26 protein-coding genes are annotated in these 25796 nt (G+C 68.6%); 9 read left to right on the top strand and 17 right to left on the bottom strand.

Annotation, left to right across the window (positions count from 1 at the left end; all coding sequences use genetic code 11):
• Position 1: 1 nt before the first annotated feature.
• From HD599_RS01050 to HD599_RS01040, 3 genes are all read right to left on the bottom strand, one after another.
• Positions 2-529 carry a cation:proton antiporter regulatory subunit gene (locus HD599_RS01050; protein WP_184232835.1) on the bottom strand — a complete coding sequence of 176 codons (528 nt, stop codon included), beginning with the start codon at positions 527-529 and terminating at the stop codon, positions 2-4.
• A 103-nt stretch (positions 530-632) separates the two neighbouring features.
• Positions 633-2360 (bottom strand): glycerol-3-phosphate dehydrogenase/oxidase, encoded by a 1728-nt coding sequence (locus tag HD599_RS01045; protein WP_184232833.1) that lies wholly within the window; start codon positions 2358-2360, stop codon positions 633-635.
• 47 nt (positions 2361-2407) lie between these two features.
• Entirely contained in the window at positions 2408-3529 is a 1122-nt protein-coding gene (locus HD599_RS01040) for a GuaB3 family IMP dehydrogenase-related protein (RefSeq protein ID WP_184232831.1), read from the bottom strand.
• A 73-nt stretch (positions 3530-3602) separates the two neighbouring features.
• Here HD599_RS01040 and HD599_RS01035 point away from each other — a divergent pair, with 73 nt between their 5' ends.
• Together HD599_RS01035 and HD599_RS01030 are read left to right on the top strand one after the other, a co-directional pair.
• On the top strand, positions 3603-4640 hold the full coding sequence (locus HD599_RS01035) for an SPFH domain-containing protein (protein ID WP_184232829.1): 1038 nt from the start codon (positions 3603-3605) through the stop codon (positions 4638-4640).
• Positions 4641-4642: 2 nt separating this feature from the next.
• Entirely contained in the window at positions 4643-5548 is a 906-nt protein-coding gene (locus HD599_RS01030; protein ID WP_184232827.1) for an NAD(+)/NADH kinase, read from the top strand.
• A 192-nt stretch (positions 5549-5740) separates the two neighbouring features.
• Here the strand turns inward: HD599_RS01030 and guaB are convergent, their stop codons facing one another.
• Entirely contained in the window at positions 5741-7243 is a 1503-nt protein-coding gene (guaB, locus tag HD599_RS01025; protein WP_184232825.1) for an IMP dehydrogenase, read from the bottom strand.
• A gap of 224 nt (positions 7244-7467) precedes the next feature.
• Between guaB and HD599_RS01020 the strand changes: the two genes are divergently transcribed.
• From HD599_RS01020 to HD599_RS01000, 5 genes are read left to right on the top strand one after another with little or no spacing between them, the layout of a single operon-like run.
• Positions 7468-8832 carry a branched-chain amino acid ABC transporter permease gene (locus HD599_RS01020; protein ID WP_343061817.1) on the top strand — a complete coding sequence of 455 codons (1365 nt, stop codon included), beginning with the start codon at positions 7468-7470 and terminating at the stop codon, positions 8830-8832.
• 9 nt (positions 8833-8841) lie between these two features.
• Positions 8842-9870, top strand: coding sequence for a branched-chain amino acid ABC transporter permease (locus HD599_RS01015; protein ID WP_184232823.1), 1029 nt, complete (start codon positions 8842-8844; stop codon positions 9868-9870).
• Entirely contained in the window at positions 9863-10831 is a 969-nt protein-coding gene (locus HD599_RS01010) for an ATP-binding cassette domain-containing protein (protein WP_184232821.1), read from the top strand. Before HD599_RS01015 ends, HD599_RS01010 begins: the two co-directional genes overlap by 8 nt.
• The gene (locus HD599_RS01005; RefSeq protein WP_184232819.1) at positions 10828-11565 is read left to right on the top strand and encodes an ATP-binding cassette domain-containing protein; all 738 of its coding nucleotides are present in this window, start codon (positions 10828-10830) and stop codon (positions 11563-11565) included. Before HD599_RS01010 ends, HD599_RS01005 begins: the two co-directional genes overlap by 4 nt.
• 47 nt (positions 11566-11612) lie before the next feature.
• On the top strand, positions 11613-12434 hold the full coding sequence (locus HD599_RS01000; RefSeq protein ID WP_184232817.1) for a hypothetical protein: 822 nt from the start codon (positions 11613-11615) through the stop codon (positions 12432-12434).
• A gap of 72 nt (positions 12435-12506) precedes the next feature.
• Here the strand turns inward: HD599_RS01000 and HD599_RS00995 are convergent, their stop codons facing one another.
• The 3 genes from HD599_RS00995 to groES form a co-directional block, all read right to left on the bottom strand.
• Positions 12507-13709: an ABC transporter substrate-binding protein gene (locus HD599_RS00995; protein WP_343061816.1), complete on the bottom strand. Its 1203-nt coding sequence runs from the start codon at positions 13707-13709 to the stop codon at positions 12507-12509.
• A 215-nt stretch (positions 13710-13924) separates the two neighbouring features.
• On the bottom strand, positions 13925-14869 hold the full coding sequence (gene rarD, locus HD599_RS00990) for an EamA family transporter RarD (RefSeq protein WP_184232813.1): 945 nt from the start codon (positions 14867-14869) through the stop codon (positions 13925-13927).
• Between the two features lie 85 nt (positions 14870-14954).
• Positions 14955-15251, bottom strand: coding sequence for a co-chaperone GroES (groES, locus tag HD599_RS00985; protein WP_184232811.1), 297 nt, complete (start codon positions 15249-15251; stop codon positions 14955-14957).
• A gap of 152 nt (positions 15252-15403) precedes the next feature.
• On the opposite strand from groES, the gene HD599_RS00980 reads away from it, so the two are divergent.
• Positions 15404-16579, top strand: coding sequence for a class I SAM-dependent methyltransferase (locus HD599_RS00980; protein ID WP_184232808.1), 1176 nt, complete (start codon positions 15404-15406; stop codon positions 16577-16579).
• On the opposite strand, the gene HD599_RS00975 is transcribed toward HD599_RS00980, so the two are convergent.
• From HD599_RS00975 to HD599_RS00930, 10 genes are all read right to left on the bottom strand, one after another.
• Positions 16576-17055 (bottom strand): DUF4190 domain-containing protein, encoded by a 480-nt coding sequence (locus tag HD599_RS00975; RefSeq protein ID WP_184232806.1) that lies wholly within the window; start codon positions 17053-17055, stop codon positions 16576-16578. The two genes, HD599_RS00980 and HD599_RS00975, sit on opposite strands and share 4 nt — an antisense overlap.
• 53 nt (positions 17056-17108) lie before the next feature.
• Entirely contained in the window at positions 17109-17459 is a 351-nt protein-coding gene (locus HD599_RS00970) for a DUF4190 domain-containing protein (protein ID WP_184232804.1), read from the bottom strand.
• A gap of 67 nt (positions 17460-17526) precedes the next feature.
• Positions 17527-18579, bottom strand: a complete 1053-nt coding sequence (gene tsaD, locus HD599_RS00965) for a tRNA (adenosine(37)-N6)-threonylcarbamoyltransferase complex transferase subunit TsaD (protein ID WP_184232802.1) — start codon at positions 18577-18579, stop codon at positions 17527-17529.
• Complete coding sequence (gene rimI, locus HD599_RS00960; RefSeq protein WP_184232800.1) at positions 18576-19067, bottom strand: ribosomal protein S18-alanine N-acetyltransferase; 492 nt, start codon at positions 19065-19067, stop codon at positions 18576-18578. Before rimI ends, tsaD begins: the two co-directional genes overlap by 4 nt.
• Positions 19067-19684: a tRNA (adenosine(37)-N6)-threonylcarbamoyltransferase complex dimerization subunit type 1 TsaB gene (gene tsaB / locus HD599_RS00955; protein WP_184232798.1), complete on the bottom strand. Its 618-nt coding sequence runs from the start codon at positions 19682-19684 to the stop codon at positions 19067-19069. Before tsaB ends, rimI begins: the two co-directional genes overlap by 1 nt.
• 177 nt (positions 19685-19861) lie before the next feature.
• On the bottom strand, positions 19862-20302 hold the full coding sequence (tsaE, locus tag HD599_RS00950; RefSeq protein WP_184240146.1) for a tRNA (adenosine(37)-N6)-threonylcarbamoyltransferase complex ATPase subunit type 1 TsaE: 441 nt from the start codon (positions 20300-20302) through the stop codon (positions 19862-19864).
• A gap of 29 nt (positions 20303-20331) precedes the next feature.
• Positions 20332-21429, bottom strand: coding sequence for an alanine racemase (gene alr / locus HD599_RS00945; RefSeq protein WP_184232796.1), 1098 nt, complete (start codon positions 21427-21429; stop codon positions 20332-20334).
• Positions 21426-21797, bottom strand: a complete 372-nt coding sequence (locus HD599_RS00940; RefSeq protein WP_184232794.1) for a holo-ACP synthase — start codon at positions 21795-21797, stop codon at positions 21426-21428. The genes alr and HD599_RS00940 overlap by 4 nt, the downstream gene beginning before the upstream one ends.
• A 19-nt stretch (positions 21798-21816) precedes the next feature.
• Complete coding sequence (glmS, locus tag HD599_RS00935) at positions 21817-23667, bottom strand: glutamine--fructose-6-phosphate transaminase (isomerizing) (RefSeq protein ID WP_184232792.1); 1851 nt, start codon at positions 23665-23667, stop codon at positions 21817-21819.
• 99 nt (positions 23668-23766) lie between these two features.
• Positions 23767-25068 carry a glycosyltransferase gene (locus tag HD599_RS00930; RefSeq protein ID WP_184232790.1) on the bottom strand — a complete coding sequence of 434 codons (1302 nt, stop codon included), beginning with the start codon at positions 25066-25068 and terminating at the stop codon, positions 23767-23769.
• A 73-nt stretch (positions 25069-25141) separates the two neighbouring features.
• Between HD599_RS00930 and HD599_RS00925 the strand changes: the two genes are divergently transcribed.
• Positions 25142-25786 carry a TetR/AcrR family transcriptional regulator gene (locus HD599_RS00925; RefSeq protein WP_184232788.1) on the top strand — a complete coding sequence of 215 codons (645 nt, stop codon included), beginning with the start codon at positions 25142-25144 and terminating at the stop codon, positions 25784-25786.
• Positions 25787-25796: the final 10 nt, after the last annotated feature.

The following is a 25796-nucleotide window of genomic DNA, read 5'->3' as shown; positions in this document are numbered from 1 at the left end:
GTTAGCCCCCGGGCGGGGAATCGACCGGCGTCTTCGCCTTGAACTCACCGGTGCGATAGAACGCGAACGCTTTGGCAACCTTTTCGGGAGAACCGGCCACCACGAGGGTGTCGCCGGGGAAGACCTTGAAGTCGTCGGCCGGGGCCGGGTTCGCGGACTCGCCGCGTACGACGGCGACGACAGTCAGACCGACGACGCCGCGGCTCGCCAGGTTGCCGAGCTCCTGTCCGGCGATGTGGTCTTCGTAGTCGACCGTGAACCAGTCGATGGAGAGTCCGGGGATCTGGTCGAGGCTGGAGAGCGACTCGGTGATGCGCGTTCCGCCGAGCAGTTCGGCGAGCGTGTGCGCTTCGTCTTCGTCGAGACGCAGCGAGACCTTGCTCGAGTCGCCGTCGTCGGAGTCCGCGAACGAGATGAGATCGCTGTGGCCCGAGCGGTGCGTGATGACGCCGACCTTGCCGCCGTCGTCGGTGACGAACGTATGGAGTACACCCACACCGGGGAGCTTGACCCGTCGAACGTCGACCATGGTGTGCTCCTTCAGGGGGTTTGCGGCAGTGAAGTCCAGTCTACCGGAGGCGTCCCGCGCGGGCAGCCGCGTGCGCGCACGGCGAACGCGGCTGCCCGCCCCGCTACTTCGCCACGATGTCGGGGGCCTCCAGGCGCACGCGGTCGGCGGATGCGTCATCCGGCTGCTGCTGGCTTTCGAGCTCGGCGGCGACGCGCTTCAGGTAGTTCGCCACCTCTTTGTCGATGCGTTCCTGGTCCCAGCCGAGCTCGGCGCCCATGAGCGCGGCGGCGACGGGTGCCGCGGAGACGCCTCGGTCCCACGCCTCGATCGAGATGCGGGTGCGGCGGGCGAGCACGTCCTCGAGGTGCAGGGCGCCCTCGTGTGTGGCGGCGTAGACCACCTCGGCCGCGATGTAGTCGTCGGCTCCGGGCAGCGGGTCGGCCAGTTCGGGCCGCTCGCGGATCAGGTCGAGCAGCTCGTCGGTCAGCACCCCGTAGCGGTTGAGCAGGTGTTCGATGCGCACGCGGTGCACGCCGAAGACGCGGGCGATCTTCGCGCGCTTGTTCCACGCGGCCTGGTAGCCCTCGGCCCCGAGCAGCGCGATGTCCTGCGTCGTCGACGCCGGAACGCGTCCGTCGAGAGCGGCCGCCGCGGCGTCGATCGCGTCCTTGGCCATGATGCGGTACGTGGTCCACTTGCCGCCGGCCACCACCACGAGCCCGGGCACCGAGTGGGCGACGATGTGCTCGCGGCTGAGTTTCGACGTCTGCTCGCTCTCGCCGGCGAGCAGCGGGCGCAGTCCGGCGTAGACGCCCTCCACGTCGTCGCGCGTCAGCTTGACCGCCATCACCTTGTTGACGTGCTCGAGGATGTAGTCGATGTCGGCGGCGGTCGCGGCCGGGTGCGCCTTGTCGAGGTTCCAGTCCGTGTCGGTGGTTCCGATCAGCCAGTGCCGGCCCCACGGGATCACGAACAGCACGCTCTTCTCGGTACGCAGCAGCAGCCCGAGCTTCGACTGGAAGCGGTCGCGCGGCACCACGAGGTGCACACCCTTCGAGGCGCGCACCTTGAATCCGCCGCGCTCCCCGACCATCGACTGCGTGTCGTCGGTCCAGACGCCGGTCGCGTTCACGACCTGCCGCGCGCGGATCTCGAACCGCTCGTCCGTCTCTAGATCGTGCGCGTTCACGCCGACCACGCGCTGGCCCACCTTGATGAACCCCTCGACGCGAACCCGGGATGCCACGTGGGCGCCGTAGAAGGACGCGGTGCGTGCCAGAGATGCCACGTACCGGGCGTCGTCGACCTGCGCGTCGTAGTAGGTGAGACCGCCGACGAACGCGTCCTTGTCGAGACTGGGCGCGGCGCGCAGCATCTGCCGCTTGGTGAGGTGGCGGTGGTGCGGCACGCCGGGCGGGCGTCCGCCGCTGTAGCTGAACAGGTCGTAGAGCAACATGCCGGCGCCCACGTAGAACCGTTCGTACACGGGCTTCGTCAGCGGGTAGAGAAAGCGCACGGGCTTCACGAGGTGGGGAGCGATGCGCTGCAGCAGCAGACCCCGCTCGATCAGCGCCTCGCGCACCAGCCTGAAGTCGAGCTGTTCGAGATACCGGATGCCGCCGTGCACGAGTTTCGACGACCGGCTCGAGGTACCGGAGGCCCAGTCGCGGGCCTCGACCATTCCGACGCTCAAGCCGCGGGTGACCGCGTCGAGCGCCGCGCCCGTGCCGACGATGCCGCCGCCGACGACGAGGATGTCGAGTTCTTTGGTCTTCAGAGCGGAGATCGCGTCGGCGCGCTCCTCCGTTCCCAGCTTGGACGAGCGGGTGACTGAATTGCGCGTTGACATCGGTGTCTCCTTATCGGGTCGCCGCGGGAACGCGGCGGCCGGTTCGGTTAACTCTGCAGATACGGCGCGACGACGACCTCGACGCGCTGGAATTCCTTCAGGTCGGAGTAGCCGGTCGTGGCCATCGAGCGCCGGAGGGCGCCCATGAGGTTGACGCGCCCGTCGGCGACCGCCGAGGGGCCGTTGAGGATCTCGGCGAGGGGGGCGAGCGAGCCCACCTCGACGCGGTTGCCGCGGGGAAGTTCGGAGTGGTGCGCCTCAGGGCCCCAGTGGAAGCCGTTGCCGGGCGCGTCGGTGGCGCGGGCGAGGGTGGTGCCGAGCATGACCGCGTCGGCTCCGACCGAGATCGCCTTGACGATGTCGCCGGAGGTTCCGAGGCCGCCGTCGGCGATGACGTGGACGTATCGCCCGCCCGACTCGTCCATGTAGTCGCGACGTGCACCCGCGACATCCGACACCGCAGTTGCCATCGGCGCGTGGATACCGAGGCTCGCCCGGGTGGTGGAGGCAGCGCCGCCGCCGAAGCCGACGAGCACGCCGGCCGCTCCGGTGCGCATGAGGTGCAGGGCCGCCGTGTAGGTGGCCGCGCCGCCGACGATGACGGGGACGTCGAGTTCGTAGATGAACTTCTTGAGGTTGAGGGGCTCGGTGCTCTTCGAGACGTGCTCGGCGCTCACCGTGGTGCCGCGGATGACGAACATGTCGACGCCGGCGGCGACGACGGTCTCGTAGAACTCCTGCGTGCGCTGCGGGCTGAGCGCGCCGGCGACGGTGACGCCCGCCGCGCGGATCTGGGCGAGGCGGTCGCGGATGAGCTCGGGCTTGACGGGCTCGGAGTAGATCTCCTGCATGCGGGCGGTCGCGGTGGCGGCCGGCAGCTCGCTGATCTCTTTCAGCAGGGAGGTGGGGTCGTCGTAGCGGGTCCAGAGGCCCTCGAGGTCGAGCACGCCGAGGCCGCCGAGCTGGCCGATCGCGATCGCGGTCTCGGGGCTCACCACGGAGTCCATCGGTGCCGCGAGCACGGGGATCTGGAAGGTGTACGCGTCGATGGTCCAGCTGATGGACACGTCCTGAGGGTCACGCGTGCGCCGAGAAGGCACGATCGCAATGTCGTCAAAGGCGTACACACGGCGAGCGCGCTTGGCGCGGCCGATTTCGATATCACTCACCCGGCAAGCTTACCGGCCACGGGCTCTCACTAAACTGAGGGAAGCTAGTACGACCAGTCGATAAAGGGGAATCATGGCCGACATCCGAAGCTTTCCGTTCGCACGCCACCTGAGGTCGATTCCCACCAGTCACATCGTGCACGCGCAGCGCGGCAAGGTCGTGCACTCGGGGCCGGGTATCTCGTTCTGGTTCCGCGCCCTCAACTCGGCGATCAGCGAGGTCCCCGTCGCCGAATCCGAGCTCTCCGTGGTCTTCGGCGCGCGCACGCTCGACTTCCAGGAGGTCAGCGTGCAGGCCACCGTCACCTACCGGTTCGGCGACCCGACCGTCGCCGCCGGCCGCATCGACTTCTCCATCGACCCGTACAACGGCCGCTGGCTCGGCAAGCCGCTCGAGCAGGTCGGCACGCGCATCACCGAGCTCGCGCAGCAGTACGCGGTCGAGCACATCACCACGGTCAACCTCGTCGACCTGCTCGGACAGGGTGTCCCCGCGGTGCGTGCGGTCACGACAGCGGGCCTCGCCGGCGACGCACGTCTCGCCGAGACATCCATCATCGTCATCGGCGTCCGCATCGTGTCGATCCGTCCGCAGGCCGACCTCGAGCGGGCCCTCGAGGTTCCGGTGCGCGAGCGCGTTCAGCAGGACGCCGACAAGGCCACCTACGAGCGCCGCGCGATCGCGGTCGAGCGCGAGCGGGCCATCGCCGAGAACGAGCTGCAGAGCAAGATCGAGCTCGCCACCCGCGAGGAGCTGCTCGTTCGGCAGGAGGGCGCGAACGCGCAGAAGCGCGCGCAGGAGGAAGCAGCCACGCAGCTGATCGCCGCGAAGGCCAAAGCCGAGCAGAACGACGTGCAGACCCGCGCCGACGCCTCGCGCGTGCAGATCGAGTCCGCCGCCCGGGCCGAGTCGACCCGCACCCTCGGTGCCGCGAACGCCGAGGCGGAGACCGCGCGCCTCGCCTCCTACGCCGGCATCGACCCCGCCGTGCTCACCGCGCTCGCGATGCAGAGCCTGGCCGAGAACCTGCCCAGCATCGGCACCCTCAACCTCACGCCCGACATCGTGACCGAGGCGCTCAGCCGCATCACCCGCGGCCCCGCGGCGTAGTCATGGCACTCGCCGCGCGCGTGGTGCTCGTGCACCGCCGGTCGGAGTACACCGAGCTGCTCGAGCGGCACGCGACCTACGGGCAGGCCGAGTTCTTCCTGCGCGAGCGCGGGCGCTCGATCGACGAGGTGCGCGAGCGGCACGAGGTGCTCGAGGAGGCCATCCACGAGGTCTCCACCCGGCTGCCGAACGACGTGCGGCAGGCCCGGCTCGAGCGCTCCGAGCTCGACCGCTACCTCTTCGCACCCGAAGACATCGTCATGCCGATCGGCCAGGACGGGCTCGTCGCCAACGTCGCCAAATACCTCGCCGGCCAGCCGGTCGTCGGCGTCAACCCCGAGCCCGAGCGCAACCCCGGCGTGCTGGTGGCCCACAGACCGACGGATGCCGCGGCCGTCGTCCAGCACGTGCGAACGGGTCACGCCCGGGTCGAGTCGCGCGCCATGGTGCAGGCCACGCTCGACGACGGGCAGTCGCTCGAGGCGCTCAACGACCTCTACATCGGCGACAGCGGACACCAGTCGGCCCGCTATACCGTGACGGTTCCCGAGCGGGGATCCGAGCGGCACTCGTCGTCGGGCATCATCGCCGGCACCGGAACCGGCAGCACCGGCTGGACCTCGTCGATCGCGAGCGACCGCCACGTCGCCGCGAGCCTGCTGCCGCCGCCCACCTCGACGGGCATCTCGTGGTTCACGCGCGAGGCCTGGCCGTCGATCGCGACCGGCACGACGCTCACCGGCGGGGTGCTCACCGAGGGCCAGCGCCTCGAGCTGCTCGTCGAGAGCGACCGCCTCGTGATCTTCGGCGACGGCATCGAGCGCGACTACCTGATCGCGGGCTGGGGCCAGCGCATCTCGGTGGGGCTGAGCGCCCGGCGGCTGAACCTCGTAGTCCCCGCGGGCTGAGCCCGTCGAAACCCCACCCGGCCACTTCGGCACGTCATCGCCCCGACCGACCAGCGCAAACTGGCCACCTAGCGTCATCCGCCCTAAAGGCCGGGTTTCGATACGGTCGCCGAGCGGCCCAACCACCGGCTCCGTTAACCGACGACACCCGCCGCGACCGGTGAGGTCGCGACGGGTGTCGGCGGTGCAGCGTTACTTCGAGTAGTTCGGTGCCGCGACGACCATCTGCAGGTCGTGCGGGTGCGACTCCTTGAGTCCGGCCGCGGTGATGCGCACGAACTTGCCCTTGTGCTTGAGTTCGGTCACGGTGCGGGCGCCGGTGTAGAACATCGACTGGCGCAGGCCGCCGAGCAGCTGGTACGCGACGGCGGAGAGCGGTCCGCGGTAGGGCACCTGGCCTTCCACGCCCTCGGCGATGAGCTGCTCGTCGGAGGGGACGTCGGCCTGGAAGTAGCGGTCGCGCGAGTACGAGGTCTTCTTGCCGCGGGTCTGCAGCGCGCCGAGCGAGCCCATGCCGCGGTAGTTCTTGAACTGCTTGCCATTGACGAAGACCAGGTCGCCCGGGCTCTCGTCGCAGCCGGCGAGGAGCGAGCCGAGCATGACCGTGTCGGCGCCGGCGACGAGCGCCTTCGCGATGTCGCCCGAGTACTGCAGACCGCCGTCGGCGATGACGGGGATACCGACCTCGCGCGCGGCGAGCGACGCCTCGTAGACGGCGGTGACCTGGGGCACGCCGACACCCGCGACGACGCGCGTGGTGCAGATGGAGCCCGGTCCGACGCCGACCTTGATCGCGTCGGCTCCGGCGTCGATGAGCGCCTGGGCGCCCGTACGGGTGGCGACGTTGCCGCCGATCACGTCGATGTGTGCGAATGCCGCGTCGCTCTTCATACGGCTGATCATGTCGAGCACGCCCTTGGAGTCGCCGTTGGCCGTGTCGACGACGATGACGTCGACCCCGGCCTCGTTCAGCGCGACCGCGCGGTCCCAGGCGTCGCCGAAGAAGCCGATGGCGGCGGCGACGCGCAGGCGTCCCTCGTCGTCCTTGGTGGCGTTCGGGTACTTCTCGCTCTTGTCGAAGTCCTTGACGGTGATCAATCCGCGCAACTTGCCCTCGGCGTCGATCAGCGGGAGCTTCTCGATCTTGTGCTGGGCGAACAGTGCGATCGCGGCATCCGAACCCACACCCACGGGAGCGGTGATCAGTCCGGTCGTCGTCATAACGTCGCGCACGAGGGTGGTGTGCTTCTCGAACTCGGAGACGAAGCGCATGTCGCGGTTCGTGATGATACCGACGAGACGGCCGTCGGCCTCGACCACGGGCAGGCCCGAGACGCGGAACTCGCCGCACAGTGCGTCGACCTCGGCCACGGTCGCGTCGGGGGTCGTGGTCACCGGGTTGGTGATCATGCCGCTCTCGCTGCGCTTGACCTTGTCGACGTGCGCCGCCTGGTCGTCGATCGACAGGTTGCGGTGCAGGACACCGATACCGCCGTTGCGCGCCATGGCGATCGCCATGCGCGACTCGGTCACGGTGTCCATCGCCGCGGAGAGCAGCGGCGACGCGACGGAGATGCGGCGTGTGAGGCGCGACGTGGTGTCTGCCTCGCTCGGGATCACGTCAGTGTGCCCCGGGAGCAGCATGACGTCGTCGTACGTGAGTCCGATAAAACCGAAAGGATCAGGCTGGTCCATGAGTCCCCTAGAGATAAGAGTGAAAATGACCCGGATGCCACACTGAATACCGGTAGACAATATTAACCCAGCTTGACCTCCTTATGTTCCCGCGTGAGGATTGCGATTGCGCGTTTCAGCGTCGAAACACGATTGACACATCCCCGGGGTACTTTATGGGTGTCGATGACAGGCGTTGTTCGACAAAACACAGCAGTTAGTGAACGACACCTGGAGGTCCATCCGTGGCAGAGCCCGCGCAGAAGAGTCGAGCCCGCAAGCTCGTACTCGGAGCATTCGGTCTGGCGGTGACGCTTCTGGCATTGATGCCAGCCTCGGCGCACGCATCAGTACCGACCGACGTTATTCCCCCCGAAGACGCAGAGCAGACCATCCAAGTCTGGGTGCGCCTCGCCGCCGACAAAGCGAACATGCCGAACATCGGCGTCAACGTGTCGGGCGACGGCGTGGACGAAGACCTGGTCACCGGTGAAGACGGCAAGGTCATCATCGGCCTCGAAGAGCCCGGCGACTACACGATCACGATCGACGAGTCGACGCTTCCTCCCGAGGCAGGCTTCCCGAACAAGAACCCCCGCGACATCACGGTGTCGGCCGGACAGCAGAATGCCCCCGGCATCTTCCTGGTCTCGCCGGACAACCCGGCGATGGGCGCGGAACCGACCCCGTCCGCGGGCGGTGGCGGCAGCAGCGCGTCATCCGGCCCCGACTTCTTGACCCTGTTCTGGCCCAAGGTCGTCTCGGGTCTGATCTTCGGTCTGCTGATCGCGCTCGCGGCCATCGGCCTCTCGCTGATCTACGGCACCACCGGCCTCAACAACTTCGCCCACGGCGAGCTGGTGACCTTCGGTGCTCTGATGGCGTACACGTTCAGCGGCATCTTCGGCTGGCCTGCACCGCTGGCCATCGTGGTCGCCGTGGTGCTCGGCGGTGTGTTCGGCTACGTGCAGGACGCCGGCCTCTGGAAACCGCTGCGTAAGCGCGGCCTCGGGCTGATCCCGCTGATGATCGTCACGATCGGTCTCTCGCTCGTGCTGCGCTACCTGTTCGCGTTCATCTGGGGCGCCGACCGTCTCTCGCTCCCCAGCGACCCGAAGCCGTTCTTGGTCATCGGTTCCGTGAGCTTGAGATTCACGGATGTCGCGGGAGCGGTCATCGCGATCGTGCTCCTGCTCGCCGTGGCGTTCGTACTGCTGCGCACCAAGATCGGTAAGGCCACCCGAGCGGTCGCCGACAACCGGTCGCTGGCAGCGGCCTCCGGCATCGACGTCGAGGGCGTCATCCGTATCGTCTGGATCGGCGGAGCGGCCCTCGCGGCCCTCTCCGGCGTCTTCATCGGCTACTACCAGTCGCTGCGCTGGGACACGGGAGCCTCGATCCTGCTCCTCGTCTTCGCCGCCGTCACGCTCGGTGGACTCGGTACCGCGTTCGGAGCCCTGGTCGGCTCGCTCGTCATCGGTGTCTTCATCAACGTGTCAACGATCTGGATCCCCGAGAACCTCAAGTACGTCGCGGCCCTCGTGATCATGATCATCATCCTGCTCTTCAGACCTCAGGGCATCCTCGGTCGCCGCGAGAGAATCGGCTAGGGAAAACACATGGATTACAACTTCATCCCCCTCGCATTCGGAGAGATCTTCTCCCCGACCACCGCGGCATACGCGCTCGCGGCGCTCGGCCTCGCCGTGCACTTCGGCTTCACGGGCCTCCTGAACTTCGGTCAGGCCGGCTTTATGGCCGTCGGAGGCTACGCCTTCGCGATCACGACCGTGCAGCTCGGCCAGCTCCCCGTTCCCGGATGGGCCCTCGACTGGCCGGAGTGGGGCTACCCGCTCCTGCTGCTCGCCGCGGCCTCGGCCGCGACGGTGATCGCATCGACGGTCTTCGCGCTCATCCTCGGCATCCCGACACTCCGACTGCGCGCCGACTACCTCAGCATCGTGACCATCGCGGCGGCGGAGATCATCCGCCTCTCGGTCAAGACGCCGGAGTTCTCGGACGTGACCGGAGGCTCGGAGGGCATCAACGGCGCCGCGGTCAACTTCAACGCGGTCAACCCGCTCGCCGAAGGCCGGTTCGGACTGGGTGTGCTCACCTACTCCGCCGACCAGTGGTGGGTGCGTCTCGTCGCCTGGGTCATCGTCGGCATCGCCTGCCTCCTCGTCTTCCTGCTCGTCCGCAGCCCGTGGGGTCGCATCGTCAAGGGAATCCGCGAGGACCAGGACGCCGTCCGCAGCCTCGGCAAGAACGTGTTCGCCTACAAGATGCAGGCGCTCATCCTGGGTGGAATCTTCGGCGGTATCGCCGGAGCGCTCTTCATCCTGCCGCGGTCGCTGCAGCCCGACAACTACGGCACGCAGCTGACGTTCTTCCTCTACACGATCCTGCTGCTCGGAGGAGCGGCGACGGTCTTCGGTCCGATCGCCGGCTCGATCATCTTCTGGGTCACCCTGTCGCTGTCCGACGGAATCCTCAGCCTGCTCGTCTCGAACGAGCTGCTGCCGATCTCGAGCACTCAGCAGGGCCCGATCCGCTTCATCATCATCGGCGTCACGCTGATGCTGCTCGTGATATTCCGGCCGCAAGGCATCTTCGGCAAGAAGAAGGAGGCGCTCTTCAGTGTCTGATAAGACTCCAGTCGCAGACCTGGTTCTCGATGTCGACAACATCGTGCCCGGTGTCGCCAAAAAAGACCCGATCGTCGTCGCCGACAGCGTGAGCCGCCAGTTCGGCGGTCTCACCGCCGTCGACGTGGCGCACCTCGAGATCCCCCGCGGTTCTATCACGGCCCTCATCGGCCCGAACGGTGCCGGCAAGACCACGTTCTTCAACCTGCTCACCGGATTCGACAAGCCCAACACGGGCACGTGGACGTTCGGCGGAAAGGACCTCGCCGGAATGCCGGCGTTCAAGGTCGCGCGTCTCGGCATGATCCGCACGTTCCAGCTCACCAAGGCCCTCGGTGGCATGACGGTGATCGAGAACATGCGTCTCGGCGCCGGACGCCAGGGCGGGGAGAACCTGTTCAAGGCGATCTTCCGTCCGCTCTGGCGCGGCCGCGAAGACGAGATCACCGTCAAGGCGATGGACCTGCTCGCGCGCTTCAAGCTCGACGCCAAGGCCGACGACCACGCGTCGTCGCTCTCCGGCGGACAGCGCAAGCTGCTCGAAATGGCGCGCGCTCTCATGAGCGAGCCCGAACTGGTCATGCTCGACGAGCCAATGGCCGGCGTCAACCCGGCGCTCACCCAGTCGCTGCTGCACCACATCCTCGACCTCAAGACCCAGGGCATGACGGTTCTGTTCGTCGAGCACGACATGCACATGGTCAACGAGATCGCCGACTGGGTGGTCGTGATGGCCGAGGGCCGCATCGTCGCCGAGGGCCCGCCCTCGACCGTGATGACCGACCCCGCCGTGATCGACGCCTACCTCGGCGCCCACCACGACGTCGACCTCGGCACCCTCACGGGACAGCAGGAGATCGCCGAGACGATGGACTCCGACCTGGTCAAGCACGAGATCGAGCACGAAATCGAAGAAGATGGCACCGCAGCGGCGCCGACAACCAAGAAGGCGACGAAGTGACCGAGACAGTACTGCGCACCACGGACCTCGTCGCCGGCTACATCCCCGGCGTCGACATCCTCAACGGCTGCAGCATCTTCGTCGAGAAGGGCGAACTCGTCGGCATCATCGGCCCGAACGGCGCCGGCAAGTCGACGCTGCTGAAGGCGATCTTCGGCCAGGTCAACATCCGCAGCGGCAACATCGAGCTGAACGGCGGCGACATCACCGGCCTCAAGGCCGACAAGCTCGTGTCGCGCGGTGTCGGCATGGTTCCGCAGAACAACAACGTCTTCCCGAGCCTCACCATCGAGGAGAACCTCGAGATGGGCTCGTACCAGAAGCCGAAGATGTTCAAGGAACGCCTCGGCTTCGTGACCGACCTGTTCCCCGAGCTCGGCAAGCGCCTCAAGCAGCGCGCGGGTGCCCTCTCGGGCGGCGAGCGCCAGATGGTCGCCATGTCGCGGGCGCTCATGATGGACCCGACGGTGCTGCTGCTCGACGAGCCGAGCGCCGGCCTCTCCCCCGTGCGCCAGGACGAGACGTTCATCAACATCTCGATCATCAACAAGGCGGGCGTCTCCGTCCTCATCGTGGAGCAGAACGCACGCCGCGCCCTGCAGATCTGCGACCGCGGCTACGTTCTCGACCAAGGCCGCGACGCCTACTCGGGATCCGGCCGCGAACTGATGAACGACCCCAAGGTCATCGAGCTCTACCTCGGGACCCTGGCGGCCGATCAGGAGAAGAAGTAGCCACGCGCACCCGTTCGATCGGAAAGGCCTGCCTCGGTGTCATCGCCGTGGCAGGCCTTTCTGCGTGCGGCCCCTCCGCGGCTCCGCCGCCCGACAGCGTGCCCCTGCCCGACGGCGTCACCGTCGGCATCAAGCAGTACCGGCTCGACTACGCGCCGCGCGCGCTCGAGATCTCGATCACGAACGACTCCGACGACCCCGTCACGGTGACCGAGGCGGCGTTCGTCTCGCCGCTGTTCGGCGACGACGGCACCGTGTGGGACCGAGACGTGGACATCCCGGTCGGCTCCACGCGCGACCTGCGGGTGCTGCTCGGCACGCCCGTCTGCGACGCGGACGGCACGGTCGCCGACCCCGAGGTCGTCTTCCAATTCAGAACGGCGGATGGCGCGGGCGAGGCCACCGCGAACCCCGCCGACGTGTTCGGCACCGTCGCCAAGGTGACGGCGGAGGACTGCATCGTCGAACACACGGCCGCGGTCGCCGAGATCGGCGTGAGCGGCCCGCTGCGGGTGGAACAGCGCGCGGGGCGGCCGGTGGCGCTCCTCGACCTCGTGGCGACGCCCACGGGCGCGGAGGGGGTCGCGACGGTGTCATCGGTGGGACGCACGACGCTGATCGCCCCGGAGGGCTCCGGCGACTCGTGGCCGTTGGGGTGGCGGCTCGACGCGGCATCCGGCCCGCTCTCGACCACACTCGCGATCGTGCCGAGTAACTGCAACCCGCACATCCTGGCGGAGGACAAGCGCGGCACCTACCTGCCGCTCGCCGTGACGCTCGACGACGGCACCGCAGGAATCGTGCCGGTCGACGTCGGTGCCGAGGTGCGCGCGCAGATCTACGCGTACTTCGCCGACTACTGCTGGTAGCCGGGGGTGACTTCGCGGGCACAGAAAAAGGCCCCGGTCTCGCGACCGGGGCCTTTCTCGTGTGACTAGTGGTTACAGCTTGCCGTAGACCTGGTCGATGCCCTCGGAGACGTTTCCAGTGGAGTACTGGAAGATCGAGACGTAAGCCTCGGTCGGGTCGCCGTTGTCGTCGAACGTGATCGGGCCGGAGACACCGTTGTAGTCGATGTCAGCCGAAGCGTCGTCGGCCAGCAGTGCGGCACAGTCGGCGAAGGTGGTGCACTCGGTGCCACCCTCGGAGACGTCCTTCAGGTTGTCGCGGATCGTCGCACCGTCGGTGGCTCCACCGGCGATCGCGGCGAGAGCCGAGAGAACCGTTGCGTCGTAGGCCTCAGCCGCGTAGCTGAAGACCTCGAGCTCGGGGTCGCCCTGCTCGGTGACCAGGTCCTGCAGACGGGTCTGGAAGTCTTCGGGGGCGAGAACACCGGGGTTGGTGAACTGCGCGCCGGCGATGTCGACGTTGGTGTCGGCCTCTCCGATGATTCCGTAGTTTCCGTCAGTGCCGTAGAGCGTCGAGAAGTCGAAGCCCTGGCCGGCGAGCTGCTCGGCGATCGTGGTGATCTCGTTGAACGAGATGACGACGAGAGCGTCGGGGCTGGTCGCGAGGAGTGCCTGGATGGCCGAGGTGAAGTCGGTTGCCGACGGCTCGAAGATCTGCTCGCCGACGATGCTTGCGCCACCGTCTTCGAGGCTGAGCTTCAGGTTGTCGTAGAGGCCGATGCCGTAGGCGTCGTTCATGTAGAGAACGGCGACGTCGGTCTTGCCGTCTTCGAGGATCTTGTTACCGAGGATCTTGCCCTGCAGCACGTCCGAAGGCGCGGTGCGGAAGTAGTATCCGTCGTCCGGGTAGTCGGTGAAGTCGGGCGAGGTGTTCGCCGGCGAGATCTGGACGATACCGGCCTGGGTGACCTGGTCGATGAAGGTCTTCGAGACACCCGACGATGCAGCACCGATGATGACGGACACGTTGTCGGCGATGAGCGCCGTGGCCGACTGGGTTGCGATGTCGGTCGTGGTGTCGCCGGAGTCCTTGTGCTCGACAGAGACCTCGATGCCAGCGTCGGCGTCGTTGATCTCCTTGATGGCGAGGTCGACACCCGCGAACTCGGGCGGGCCGAGCTGTGCGAGGCTACCGGTCTGCGGCAGGATCGATCCGAACTTGAGGGTGAGGTCTTCGGCCGAGCCGCTGTCGGCGTCGGGGGTCGAAGCACAGCCGCTGAGAACCAGCGCGCTCACGCCGAGGAGGGTAATGCCGCTAATCGCAGCCTTGACCGACTTCGGGCGAGTGGCCGAGTTGGCCCGGGAGAATGCACCCATGTTGCTCCTTGGTGAAGTGAAATGTGATTGAGGTTGAATGCGCGCAGCGGTGCTGTGTGCGTGCTGTAAAGCTATTAGGCCAACCGCACCGGCACAATACATGGGTGTTACAGCCATGTAACACGGCCCGATCGTTATATTCCGTTACCTGAACCCGCTACGGATTTCGTTGCCCGTGACGCACGAAACATGTCGATCGTGAGAAGCACGAGGGCAATCCAGACGAGACCGAAACCGAACCAGCGCGCGGCGGGCATGGCCTCGCCGAGCACGAAGACGCCGATCAGGAACTGCAGGATGGGCGTCAGGTACTGCGTGAGCCCGAGGTAGGCGAGCGGCAGGCGCCGGGCGGCGGCCGCGAAGAACAGCAGGGGGATGGCGGTGACCACACCCGCGAGCAACATGGCGAGGGTGTGGCCGGTGCCCGCGGTACCGGTGACGAGGCTTCCGCTCGCGGCCAGCACCACTAGCACGATGGAGGCGGGCACGGCCAGCCAGGCGGTCTCGATCGTGAGCCCGCTGAGCGCGTCGACCCGGCCGCCCACCTGCTTCTTGACCAGGCCGTAGAAGCCGAACGAGAAGGCGAGGAGGAGCGCGATCCACGGGAACTGTCCGTAGTTGACGGCCAGTACGAGCACGGCGACAGCGCTCACGCCGATAGCGACCCACTGCAGCGGACGCAGTCTCTCGCGCAGCACGAAGACGCCGAGCAGCACGGTGACGATGGGGTTGGTGAAGTAGCCCAGCGCCGCTTCGACCACGTGGCCGGAGAGCGTCGCGTAGATGAAGGTGAGCCAGTTGACCACGATCAGCAGGCCGGCTCCGCCGAGCATCAGCGTCGCCCGTCGATCGCGCACCAGCGCGACGAGGGGCGGCCAGCCGCGCGTCACGGTGATGAGCAAGATGCAGAAGACCAGCGACAGCACGATGCGCCACGCGACGATCTCGAACGCCGATGCGGGACGCAGCAGGATGAAGAAGAGGGGTAGCACGCCCCAGAGGGCGTAGGCGGCGACGCCGAAGGCCAGACCGCGTCCGAACCCTCCGCTCGTGGACGACGGAGCGGGGGCGGTTGGCACCCGTTCAGCCTATCCGCGGTTTTAACGACGAAACGCCCGATGGCCTGAGCCACCGGGCGTTCCGGAGTGAAGCTGGTGTCGCTGCTTAGCGGACGACGACCGCGAGCACGTCGCGAGCGGAGAGCACGAGGAGGTCTTCTCCGCCGTACTTCACCTCGGTTCCGCCGTACTTGGAGTAGATGACCTTGTCGCCGACGGCGATGTCGAGGGGGATGCGGTTGCCGTTGTCGTCGATGCGGCCGGGGCCGACGGCGACAACTTCGCCCTCCTGGGGCTTTTCCTTGGCGGTGTCAGGAATGACGAGCCCGGAGGCGGTCGTCGTTTCTGCCTCGACCTGCTTGATCACGATGCGATCCTCGAGCGGCTTGATGGAGACCGACACAGTTGACCTCTTCTTTCTAACTCACGAAAACTTTGGTTGGCACTTCCCGTACGAGAGTGCCAGACCAACTATACGTCGGATATTGGCACTCGATCAATCCGAGTGCCAACGGCCCGCGTCATCCCGCCCTCGTCGTAGGCGAGAATGAGGGGATGGAGGCCACCGAGTTACGCGAGCTGTTGTCCACCGAGGGTCTCCGGCTGCTGGATTCGCTCCCACCGTTCGACCAGGCGGCGGATGTCGTCAAATCTGTCGCCGCGCTGCGGAAGGCCGGGCACTCCCCCGCGCTCGTGGCGGCGGTGCTCAGCCAGTCGAAGTTGCGCTCGCGGGCGACCGCGAAGTTCGGCCCGTTCGCCGACCGCATGCTGTTCACCGAGGCCGGTCTCGAGCAGGCGACACGCCTGCGGGTCGCGGCGATGCACGCCGGGCGGTTCCGCGACGCGGGGCTCTCGCGCATCGTCGACCTCGGTTGCGGCATCGGCGCCGACGCGCTCGCCATGGCCGCGATCGACCTGCGCGTCACCGGCGTCGAGCGCGACGAGGTGACTGCCGCGATCGCCGCGTACAACCTCGCGCCCTTCGAGCAGGCGGGCATCGAGCACGCGTCCGCCGAAGACGTGGACCTCGCCGACTACGACGGCGTCTACCTGGACCCGGCCCGCCGCGACGGCGTGCGCCGCCTGAAAGACCCCGCGGACTGGTCGCCCTCCCTCGACTTCGCGTTCGGCATCGGCTCGCGGCTGCCGACGGGCGTCAAGCTCGGCCCCGGGGTCGACCGCGACCTCATCCCGGCGGGCGCCGAGGCGCAGTGGATCTCGGTCGACCGCGACGTCGTGGAGCTCGGCGTCTGGTTCGGCGCGGTCGCCCGTCCCGGCGTCGGCCGCGCCGCCCTGGTGATCGGCGAGCACGGCACCGCCGAACTCACCGCCGCGGCCGACAGCCCCGACGTCGAGCTCGGTCCGCTCGGCGAGTACCTCTACGAGCCCGACGGCGCCGTGATCCGCGCCCGGCTCATCGGCGATCTCGCCCGGTCGATCGACGCGCGCATGATCAGCGACCAGATCGCCTACCTCAGCAGCGACACCAAGGTCGAGACGCCGTTCGCGGTCGGCTTCCGCATCACCGAGACGCTGCCGCTCGACGAACGCGCGATCAAGAAGCGGCTGCAGACCCTCGGCATCGGCACACTCGAGATCAAGAAGCGCGGCGTCGACATCGACCCGGCCGCGTTCCGATCGAAGCTGTCGCTCAAGGGCAACGGAAAAGCCACCCTCTTCCTCACTCGCGTGGAGGGGAAGAGAGTGGCTCTCGTGGCAGAACGGATCTAGCTGTTGTACGAGTACTCGCTGTAGCCGGTGCTGCCCGCGTTGATGCCGGCGATGATCACGATGACGATGATGATCGTCACGACCAGGCCGAGCGCGATACCGATGTAGCCGGTGATCAGGCCGGTGAGCCAGAACGGCTTGCCGGCGACGGTCTGGCGCTTCTGGGCGAGGTGTCCCGTGACGACCGCGGCGATCGAGATCAGCAGGCCGAATCCGCCGGAGAGCAGACCGACGATGCCGAGGATCATCGAGGTGATCGACAGGCCCTTGGGCTCGACCGGGCCGGTGGGCGCGTAGGGGTTGGCGTTGCCGGCCGGCGCGTACGCGGGCGGGGCGGTGGGGTACGCGGGTGCCGCGTAGGGGTCGGGGCGCACCTCGCCGGCGGGCGGCGCGACGGGCGCGGACTCGGGCGGCGTGACGGGTGCTGGGGGCACCGGCGGCACGGCTGGCGTCGACTGGTCTTCTGAGTTAGTCATGTTGTGCTCCTCACAGGTCGGGGCAAGTCTACCGAGGGACGCGCGAAATCGCCCTAGCGGTACCGGTAGAAGTCGTCGAAATCTCGCATTTCACCGCTCGTGGCGAAGAGGATCCAGAGCGCTATCCAGATGCCCAGCACGATCAGGTTGAGCAGAATTCCGACGTACCCCGTGATCAGGCCCGTGAGCCAGAAGCCCTTCGCCTCCGGCTCTTTGCGCTGGCCGATGTGCCCGAGCACGACGCCCGCGACCGAGAACAGGAAGCCGCCGCCGACTACCCCGGCGAGAACTCCGAGGATGCCGGAGATCATCGACAGGATCGACAGGATCGGCGATTTGCCGGCCGGGTACGTCGTCGGATTCGCCGCGAAGGATTGCGGGACGGGTTCGATGGGATCGGCCATTGCAGGCTCCTCAGGTCACGATTCGACGGATGGCAGCCATGCTCCCACCAGTGTGGGACGCCGTCAATCAGGCCTGGATGACCGTGGCGGGAAGAGTAGAGTCCGCGCCGAATCCGAGAGTGGATGGCGCGTGCCCGGCCATGATCAGTTGCGAACCGAGCGCCGCGATCATCGCGCCGTTGTCGGTGCAGAGGGAGAGCGGCGGGATGCGCAGCTCGATGCCCGCGGCGGCGCAACGCTCCGCGGCCAGTTCGCGCACGCGGGCGTTGGCGACGACCCCGCCGCCGAGCAGCAGGCGCGGGATGCCGTAGTCGACGCAGGCCGCGACGGCCTTGGTGAGCAGGATGTCTGCCACCGCCTCACGGAAGCTCGCCGCGACATCCGCGATCGGCACTTCGACACCCGAGTCACGGGTCTGTTCGACCCACCGGGCGACCGCCGTCTTGAGGCCGGAGAAGGAGAAGTCGTAGCGGTGCTTCTCCATGTCCTTCTGGTGGCTGAGCCCGCGGGGGAACCGGATCGCCTTGGGGTCGCCGCCGACGGCCACGCGGTCGATCTGCGGGCCGCCCGGGTACGGCAGGCCGAGCAGGCGCGCGACCTTGTCGAAGGCCTCGCCCGCGGCGTCGTCGATGGTCTCGCCGAGCAGTTCGACGTCGGAGACGAGGTCGCGCACGAGCAGCAGCGAGGTGTGGCCGCCCGAGACGAGGAGGGCGATGGTGGGGTATTCGAGCGGGGCGTCGTCGTCGAGCACGTCTGCGCCGACGTGGCCGACGAGGTGGTTGACCGCGTAGAGCGGCTTGTCGAGCGAGAGGGCGAGCGCTTTGGCCGCGCCGACGCCGACCATCAGCGCGCCGGAGAGCCCGGGACCGCTGGTGACCGCGATGGCGTCGAGGTCGTCGAGCGTGACGTCGGCCTCGGCGAGCGCCGCTTTCAGCGCGGGGACGAGCGCCTCCAGGTGGGCACGGGCGGCGACCTCGGGCACGACTCCCCCGTAGCGGGCGTGCTCGTCCATCGACGAGGAGATCACGTTGGCGAGCAGGGTCGAGCCGCGCACGATGCCGATGCCGGTCTCGTCGCAGCTGGTCTCGATGCCGAGGACGAGCGGCTCTGCGGCGGTCACGCGCCCACCGCCGGCGAGGTCTTGGGTGCGGGCACCTCGAGGCGCATCACGAGTCCGTCCACGTTGTCTGGCTGGTAGTACCCCTTGCGCACCGCGATCCCTTCGAAGCCGAGCGAGTCGTAGAGCGCCTGCGCGCCCGGGTTGTCCACGCGCACCTCGAGGAAGATCTCGCGCGCCCCGCGGTCGCGCGCCTCGTCGATGAGCGAGAGCACAAGCGTGCGGGCGAGTCCCTGGCGGCGGGCGCTCTCGACGACGGCGACGGACTGGATGTCGGCCTGCGACGCGCCGCGCGGCGCGAGCAGCCCCGCGTACGCCACGATGTCCTGCGGCTCCGAGTGCTCGAACGCGACGAGGTAGACGCCGTGCGTGCTCGACAGTTCAGACCCCATCGACTCGACCGACCAGGCGTCGGTCGGGAAGACGGCGTGCTCGATCGCCATGATCGCGTCGAGGTCGTCGACCGTCGCGCGCCGTAGCTGCCAGACCATCAGCTGACCCGCTTCGGGCCGGCGCTCATGGTCACGTCGGGCGAGCGCAGGTAGAGGGCCTCGTCGCCCGCGAACGGCCGCTTGTGCAGGTACAGGCCTTCGGCCAACAGACCGATGGATGCCGCGGAGACCACGCTCGCGTCGAGCCGCTCGTACGCGGCGAAGTCGGGTACCACGCCCTCGAGCTCCGCCGGCTTGCACAGCGCCGGTCCGCTCACCCGCACGGGGAGCCCCTCGGCGTCGGTGCCGCTGTACGTGCTCCAGTAGACCTCGCGGCGGCGGGCGTCGGTCACCACGAGCGTGGGCACGACGAGCCCGAAGGCGATGGCGTCGTGGCTCACCACGGGCACGACCGGCTTGCCCGCGCCGAACGCGAACGCGCGCGCGGCGGCGATGCCCACGCGGAGTCCCGTGAAGGGGCCGGGCCCCATGCCGACGGCGACACCGGACAGGGCGGTTACCGCGACCCCCGACTCGTCGAGGCACTCGCGGATGAGGCTGCCGACGATCTCGGCGTGGCCGCGGGGGTCGGGCGAGACGCGCTCCGCCAGGACCCCAGCGTCGCGGTCGACGAGGGCGACACTCGTTCCGGCGGAGGTATCGATTGCGAGCAGCACCCTGTCAGCTTAATCGCGGGTGCCGCACCCCGCTGCCGACCGCGCTGGGTGTACGACGCTGAGCGTCGTCGCGGGCGCGGAGGTTTGTCGCGGGCGCGCTGTGGTTTGTCTCGGGCGCGCGGGCACGAACGGGCGCGTGCGCCACAAAACTCAGCGCCACGGCGGGGAGCGGGGGCGCTACCGCTCGAGCCAGGCCAGGTCTGCCCAGCGCGCGCCGTGGCCGGTCACGGTGATCTCGCGTGCCTCGACCCCGTCGTCGGTCACGGTGCCGCCGACGGGCCGCACGATGTCGAGCTGCAGCCACTCGTCGGTGATGCCGTCGAGGAGGCCCTCGCCCCACTCCACCACGACGACGGATGCCGCGAAGTCGATGTCCAGGTCGTCGAGCTCGATCGCGCTCGACAGCCGGTACGCGTCGACGTGCACGAGCGGGGCACCGTCGACCCGCGGGTGGGTGCGCGCGAGCACGAAGGTCGGGCTGGTGACGGCGCCGCGCACCCCGAGCGCCTCGCCGAGGCCGCGGGTGAGCGTGGTCTTGCCCGCCCCGAGCTCGCCGTTGAGCGTGACCAGGTCGCCGGCGCGCAACTGCCCCGCGATCGTCGCACCCAGCTCGGCCATCTGCTCGGGCGTCTCGATGCGCAGCGAGATCACGAGTACTCCCGCACGACCCGGTTGCCGATGCGGGTCACCACCTCGTAGTTGATCGTGCCGGCGGCGTCCGCCCAGTCGGTGGCGCTCGGCGCACCCGTCGCCGGGTCGCCGAAGAGCACGGCGCGGTCGCCGACCGCGACCGGGGTGTCGCCCACGTCGACCACGAACTGGTCCATGGCGACGCGGCCGCTGAGCGAGAAGCGCTGCCCGTTGATCGAGACGGGTCCCGCGCCGGACGCGTGCCGCGGAATACCGTCGGCGTACCCGATCGGCACGAGCGCGAGCGTAGTCTCGCGCGCGGTGACGTAGTCGTGGCCGTACGAGACGCCGCTGCCGACCGGCACGCGCTTGACCGAGATGATCTCGGCGCTGAGGCTCATCGCGGGGGTGAGGCCGAGGTCGGCGCTGGTCGCATCGTCGAACGGCGAGAGCCCGTAGGCGCCCACCCCGACGCGCACGAGGGAGAAGCGCGACTCCGGCACGCGCAACGCGGCGGCGGTCGCGGCCAGGTGCACGACCTCGGGCTCGAGCCCGGCGGCGCGGGCCTCGTCGAGCAGCGCGGTGAAGCGCGCGACCTGCGCCGCGTCGGCCGCCTCGCCCGCGTTGGCGAGGTGGCTGAAGAACCCGCGCACCTGCAGGCGCCCGGCACGCTCGTGGCGCACCGCTGCCTCGAACAGTTCGGCGCACTCGGCGGGGTTCGCCCCGTTGCGGCCGAGACCGCTGTCGACCTTGAGGTGCACGACCGAGACCCCGGATGCCGCGGCGATCCGTTCCAGCTGGTCGAGGTTGTTCACGCCGAGCTCGATGCCGGCGGAGGTCGCGGCGTCGAAGTCGGCCCCGCTGCCGTGCAACCACGACAGCACGGGCGCGTCGATGCCGGCGGCGCGCAGCGCGAGCGCCTCCTCGATCTCGACGACGCCGAGCGAGACGGCTCCCCCGGCGAGCGCCGCGCGGGCGGACTCGACGGCGCCGTGGCCGTAGCCGTTCGCCTTGACCACGACCATCACGTCGGTGCCGTCGACCGCGGCGCGGATGGTCTCGACGTTCCGGCTGATCGCGCCCAGGTCGATGCGTGCCTCGCGCAGCGCGGTCACTGTACGGCCTCCGCGATCACGTAGGCGACGGCGATGCCCCCGTCGTGGCTCATCGACAGGTGGATGGCCCCGATTCCCTTGCGGGCGGCGATGCGGGACGCGGCATCCGTCAATTGCAGGGAGGGATTGCCGTGGGAATTCGAGACGACCTGCATGTGGTGCCAGCGCACTCCGGTGGACTCGCCGAGCGCTTTGATGAGCGCCTCTTTCGCGGCGAAGCGTCCGGCGAGGGAGCGCAGCGGCAGAATGCGGTCGCCGTCGGTCAGCTCGACGTCGGCGAAGAGGCGGCTCTTGAGCGCCGGCGTGCGGCTGAGAGCTCGTTCGAACCGCGCGAGATCGACCACGTCAACGCCGATGCCGACGATCACGTGGGTGTCCCGGTACGCATTACTCGACCGTAACGGACTTCGCCAGGTTGCGCGGCTGGTCGACGTCGAGGCCCTTGGCCGCGGCGAGTTCCATGCCGAAGATGTGCAGCGGCACGACGGCGAGCAGCGGTTCGAACAGCGAGCCGGCGAGCGGGATCGGGATGACCTCGTCGGCGAACGGCAGCACGGCGGCGTCGCCCTTCTCGGCGATCGCGATGACGCGCGCACCGCGGGCACGGATCTCCTGGATGTTGGAGACGACCTTGGGGTGCAGCGAGTTCGGGTCGCGCGGGCTCGGCACGATGACGAAGACGACCTGGCCGGGCTCGATCAACGCGATCGGGCCGTGCTTGAGCTCGCCGGCGGCGAAGCCTTCCGCGTGGATGTAAGCGAGCTCCTTGAGCTTGAGCGCACCCTCGAGGGCGACGGGGAACCCGACGTTGCGGCCGAGGAAGAGCACCGACTGGGTGTCGGTCATCCAGTGCGCGAGCTGGCCGATGGACTGCGAGGCGACGAGCACCTCGTCGATCTTCTCGGGGATGGCGAGCAGTTCGGCGGCGTTCTCGGCGATCTGCTCGGCACTCAGCGTGCCGCGGGCCTCGCCGATGCGCAGGCCGAGCAGGTAGAGCGCGGTGATCTGGGCGACGAAGGCCTTGGTCGAGGCGACCGCGACCTCGGGACCGGCGTGCGTGTAGAGCACGGCGTGCGAGTCGCGCGGGATCGTGGCGCCCTGGGTGTTGCAGATGGAGAGCGTCTTGGCACCCTGTTCGAGCGCGTGGCGCACGGCGAGGAGGGTGTCCATGGTCTCGCCGCTCTGGCTGATCGACACGACGAGCGTGCGCTCGGTGAGGATCGGGTCGCGGTAGCGGAACTCGTGGGCGAGCTCGACGTCGACGGGGATGCGCGACCACTTCTCGATGGCGTACTTGCCGAGCATGCCCGCGTAGGCCGCGGTGCCGCAGGCGACGATGACGATGCGGTCGATGTTCTCGAGCGTCCCCTCGCCGAGCGAGTCGAGCTCGGGCAGGCGCACCTTGTGGTCGACGAGGCGGCCGAGCAGCGTCTTCGCGACGGCCTCGGGCTCCTCGCTGATCTCCTTGGCCATGAAGCTGGACCAGCCGCCCTTTTCCGCGGCGGAGGCGTCCCATTGGATGTCGAACTCTTCGGTCTCGACCGGGTTGCCGTCGAAGTCGGTGACGACCACGGAGTCGGTGCGCAGCGTGACGATCTGGTCCTGCCCGATCGCGACGGCCCGACGGGTGAACTCGACGAAGGCGGCGACGTCGGAGCCGAGGAAGTTCTCGCCGTCGCCGAGGCCGATGACGAGGGGCGAGTTGCGGCGTGCGCCGACGACGACGCCGGGCTGGTCCTCGTGCATGACGAGCAGGGTGAAGGCGCCGTGCAGCTTCGCGACGACGAGGCGCAGTGCCTCGGTCAGGTCGCCGGTCTCCTGGTAGGCATGGCCGACCAGGATGGCGGCGACCTCGGAGTCGGTATCGCTCGTGAAGGTCTCGCCCTTGGCGAGCAGGCCCTCTTTGAGCTCGTAGAAGTTCTCGATGATGCCGTTGTGGATCAGCGCGAGCTTGCCGTTGTCGCCCAGCTGCGGGTGCGCGTTACGGTCGGTCGGTCCGCCGTGCGTGGCCCAGCGGGTGTGGCCGATACCGGTCGCGCCGTTGGCGAGCGGGGTGGTCTCGAGGTCGTCGACGAGCATCTGCAGCTTGCCGCTGCGCTTGCGCGTGCCGATGTGGCCTTCCGGGTCGATGATCGCGACACCAGCGGAGTCGTAACCCCGGTACTCGAGCCGCTTCAAGCCGCCGAGAAGAACTTCGAGCGACTTGTTGTCGCCGACATAACCCACGATTCCGCACATGAGCCAAGATTTTACGGCACTGACCCGGGAAAAATGTGCGCGTGCGCGGCCACGTACCCCGTTTATCCGCTACGAACCGTATCGGCTTGGTAACGGGTGTCAGGGTGAAACTTTTTCGTTCGCACCGGCCGCGGCGACCACGACCGCCTCCAGCCCCGGCAATCCGGACGATGCGTCGATCTCGGCCCCGATCCGGGCGCTCGCCTCGCGGTAGCGGGACGAGCCGAGCACGGTCCGCACGGCGTCGCGCACGGCAGCCGCGGTCGGACGGTTCGTGCGCAGATTGATACCGACGCCGCTCCACGCCACCCGCGCGGTGACCTCCACCTTGTCCTCGGTCTGGCCGGCGACGACGAGCGGCACCCCGTGCCGCATCGCCGCGTGTACCCCGCCGTATCCTCCGTTGCTGACGTAGACGTCGGTGAGCGGCAGCAGCGCGTCGTACGGCAGGTATTCCGCGGCCCGCACGTTGGCCGGCAGAGCACCCAGCGTCGAGACCGGCCGTCCGCCGGTGCTGACCACCACGAGCACGTCGTCGTCGGCGAGACCGGCGACGGCGGGGGCGATCAGTTCGGCGTAGTCGGCGTTGGCGACCGTGCCCTGGGTCACGTGCACCACGGCGCGGCTCCCGTCGAGATCGCCCCACCATTCAGGCAGAGGGGCGTCGGATGTCGCGGAGCGCGAAACCGGACCGACGAAGTGGACGCGGTCGGGGAGGTCGCTGCGCGGGTACTCGAACCCCGGCACGGAGAACTGCACGACGGCGTCGGCGAGGGCCGCGGCATCCATAAAAAAGGCATCGAGACGGGCGCCCGTGGACTCGGCGACGAGACGCTCGGCCTCGCGCTGTACGCCGCCGAAGATGAAACGGCGGGAGGCGAGCGAGAGCAGCGCGTTGCGCACGCGTCCGGCGGGGCCCGCGAGCGGCGGGATGCCCAGTCCGAACGGCGCGGTGTCGCGGCTGCTGATGCCGAGCGGCACGATGCCGAGGTTGACGACGGCGGGGCGCTCGGAGCGTGGTCGGGTGAGCAGGGCGACCGCGCCGAGGAACATGCTCTCGGTGAGAACGGCGTCGGCCGGCTCGGCCTCGAGGGCGGTGTCGATCGCCCGCAGCTGCGCGGGCATCGGGCGGAGGAAGATCTGGGCGATGTCGTAGCGGATGCCGGCGACCCCGCTGAGGCCGACCCGGCCGGGGAAGGCGGCGTTGACGTCCGAGTCGTCGTAGTCCGCGTCGGCGGGAAGGGGCAGGTAGTGCGCGCCGGTCGCGACGACGGCGTCGCGGTAGCGGGCACCGGTGAGGAACCGCACCCGGTGGCCCCGGGCGACGAGGAACCGGGCGACGGCGAGCAGCGGGGTGACGTGGCCGTGCACGGGGGTGCTGGCGATGAGGATGGCGGACATGCGGGTCTCTTTCGCTGGGGGAATAGAATGGTTGCCGCACAAAAGTATTCACTACCCTGTTAGGACAGTCAATATGTCTGACGCCCCGATTTCCCGGCCGTACCGGTCGTCCCTGCGCGAAGAACAGGCCGCCCAGACGCGGCAGCGCATCCTCGCCTCGGCCGGAGAGTGTTTCGCCCGCAGGGGCTACGCCGGCACCTCCCTGGCGGACATCGCCGCGGGCGCCGGCGTCTCCGTCGAGTCGGTCAAACTCAGCGGCCCCAAGCGCGACCTCCTGCTGGCCGCCTTCGAGCTGGCCTTCGCCGGGTCCGAGGGACCCCGCAGCGTGGGTGACAGCGACGCGGTGCGTGCCATCACCGACATCCCGGACAACGACGCCTTTCTCGCGGCGCTCGTCGGTTTCGTCGCGGACGCCAACGAGCGCACGTCGGGTCTCTGGGCCGGCTTCCTCAGCGCGGCGACGTCGGAGCCGGTCGTGGCCGAGTCGCTGGCCGGGCTGCTCGAGCGCAGGCGCGCCGACTACCGCGACGCCGTCGCCGAGCTCGACCGCCGGGGCATGGTCGGCTCGGCCGACGACCGGGACGAAATCGCGGCGGCGCTGTCGTTCCTGCTCTCGCCGGAGAGTTACGACCAGCTGGTCGTGCAGTCCGGCTGGCCGAAGCACCGCTACGTGGCGTGGCTGGTCGAGGCGACCCGCAGGATAGTGCTCGCGGAGTGACCGCGTGAGT

It is taken from the genome of Conyzicola lurida, from assembly GCF_014204935.1.
GTDB lineage: Bacteria > Actinomycetota > Actinomycetes > Actinomycetales > Microbacteriaceae > Conyzicola > Conyzicola lurida.
The sequence above is the reverse complement of the archived record's forward strand: the minus strand, read 5'-3'. Positions and strand labels throughout refer to the sequence as shown.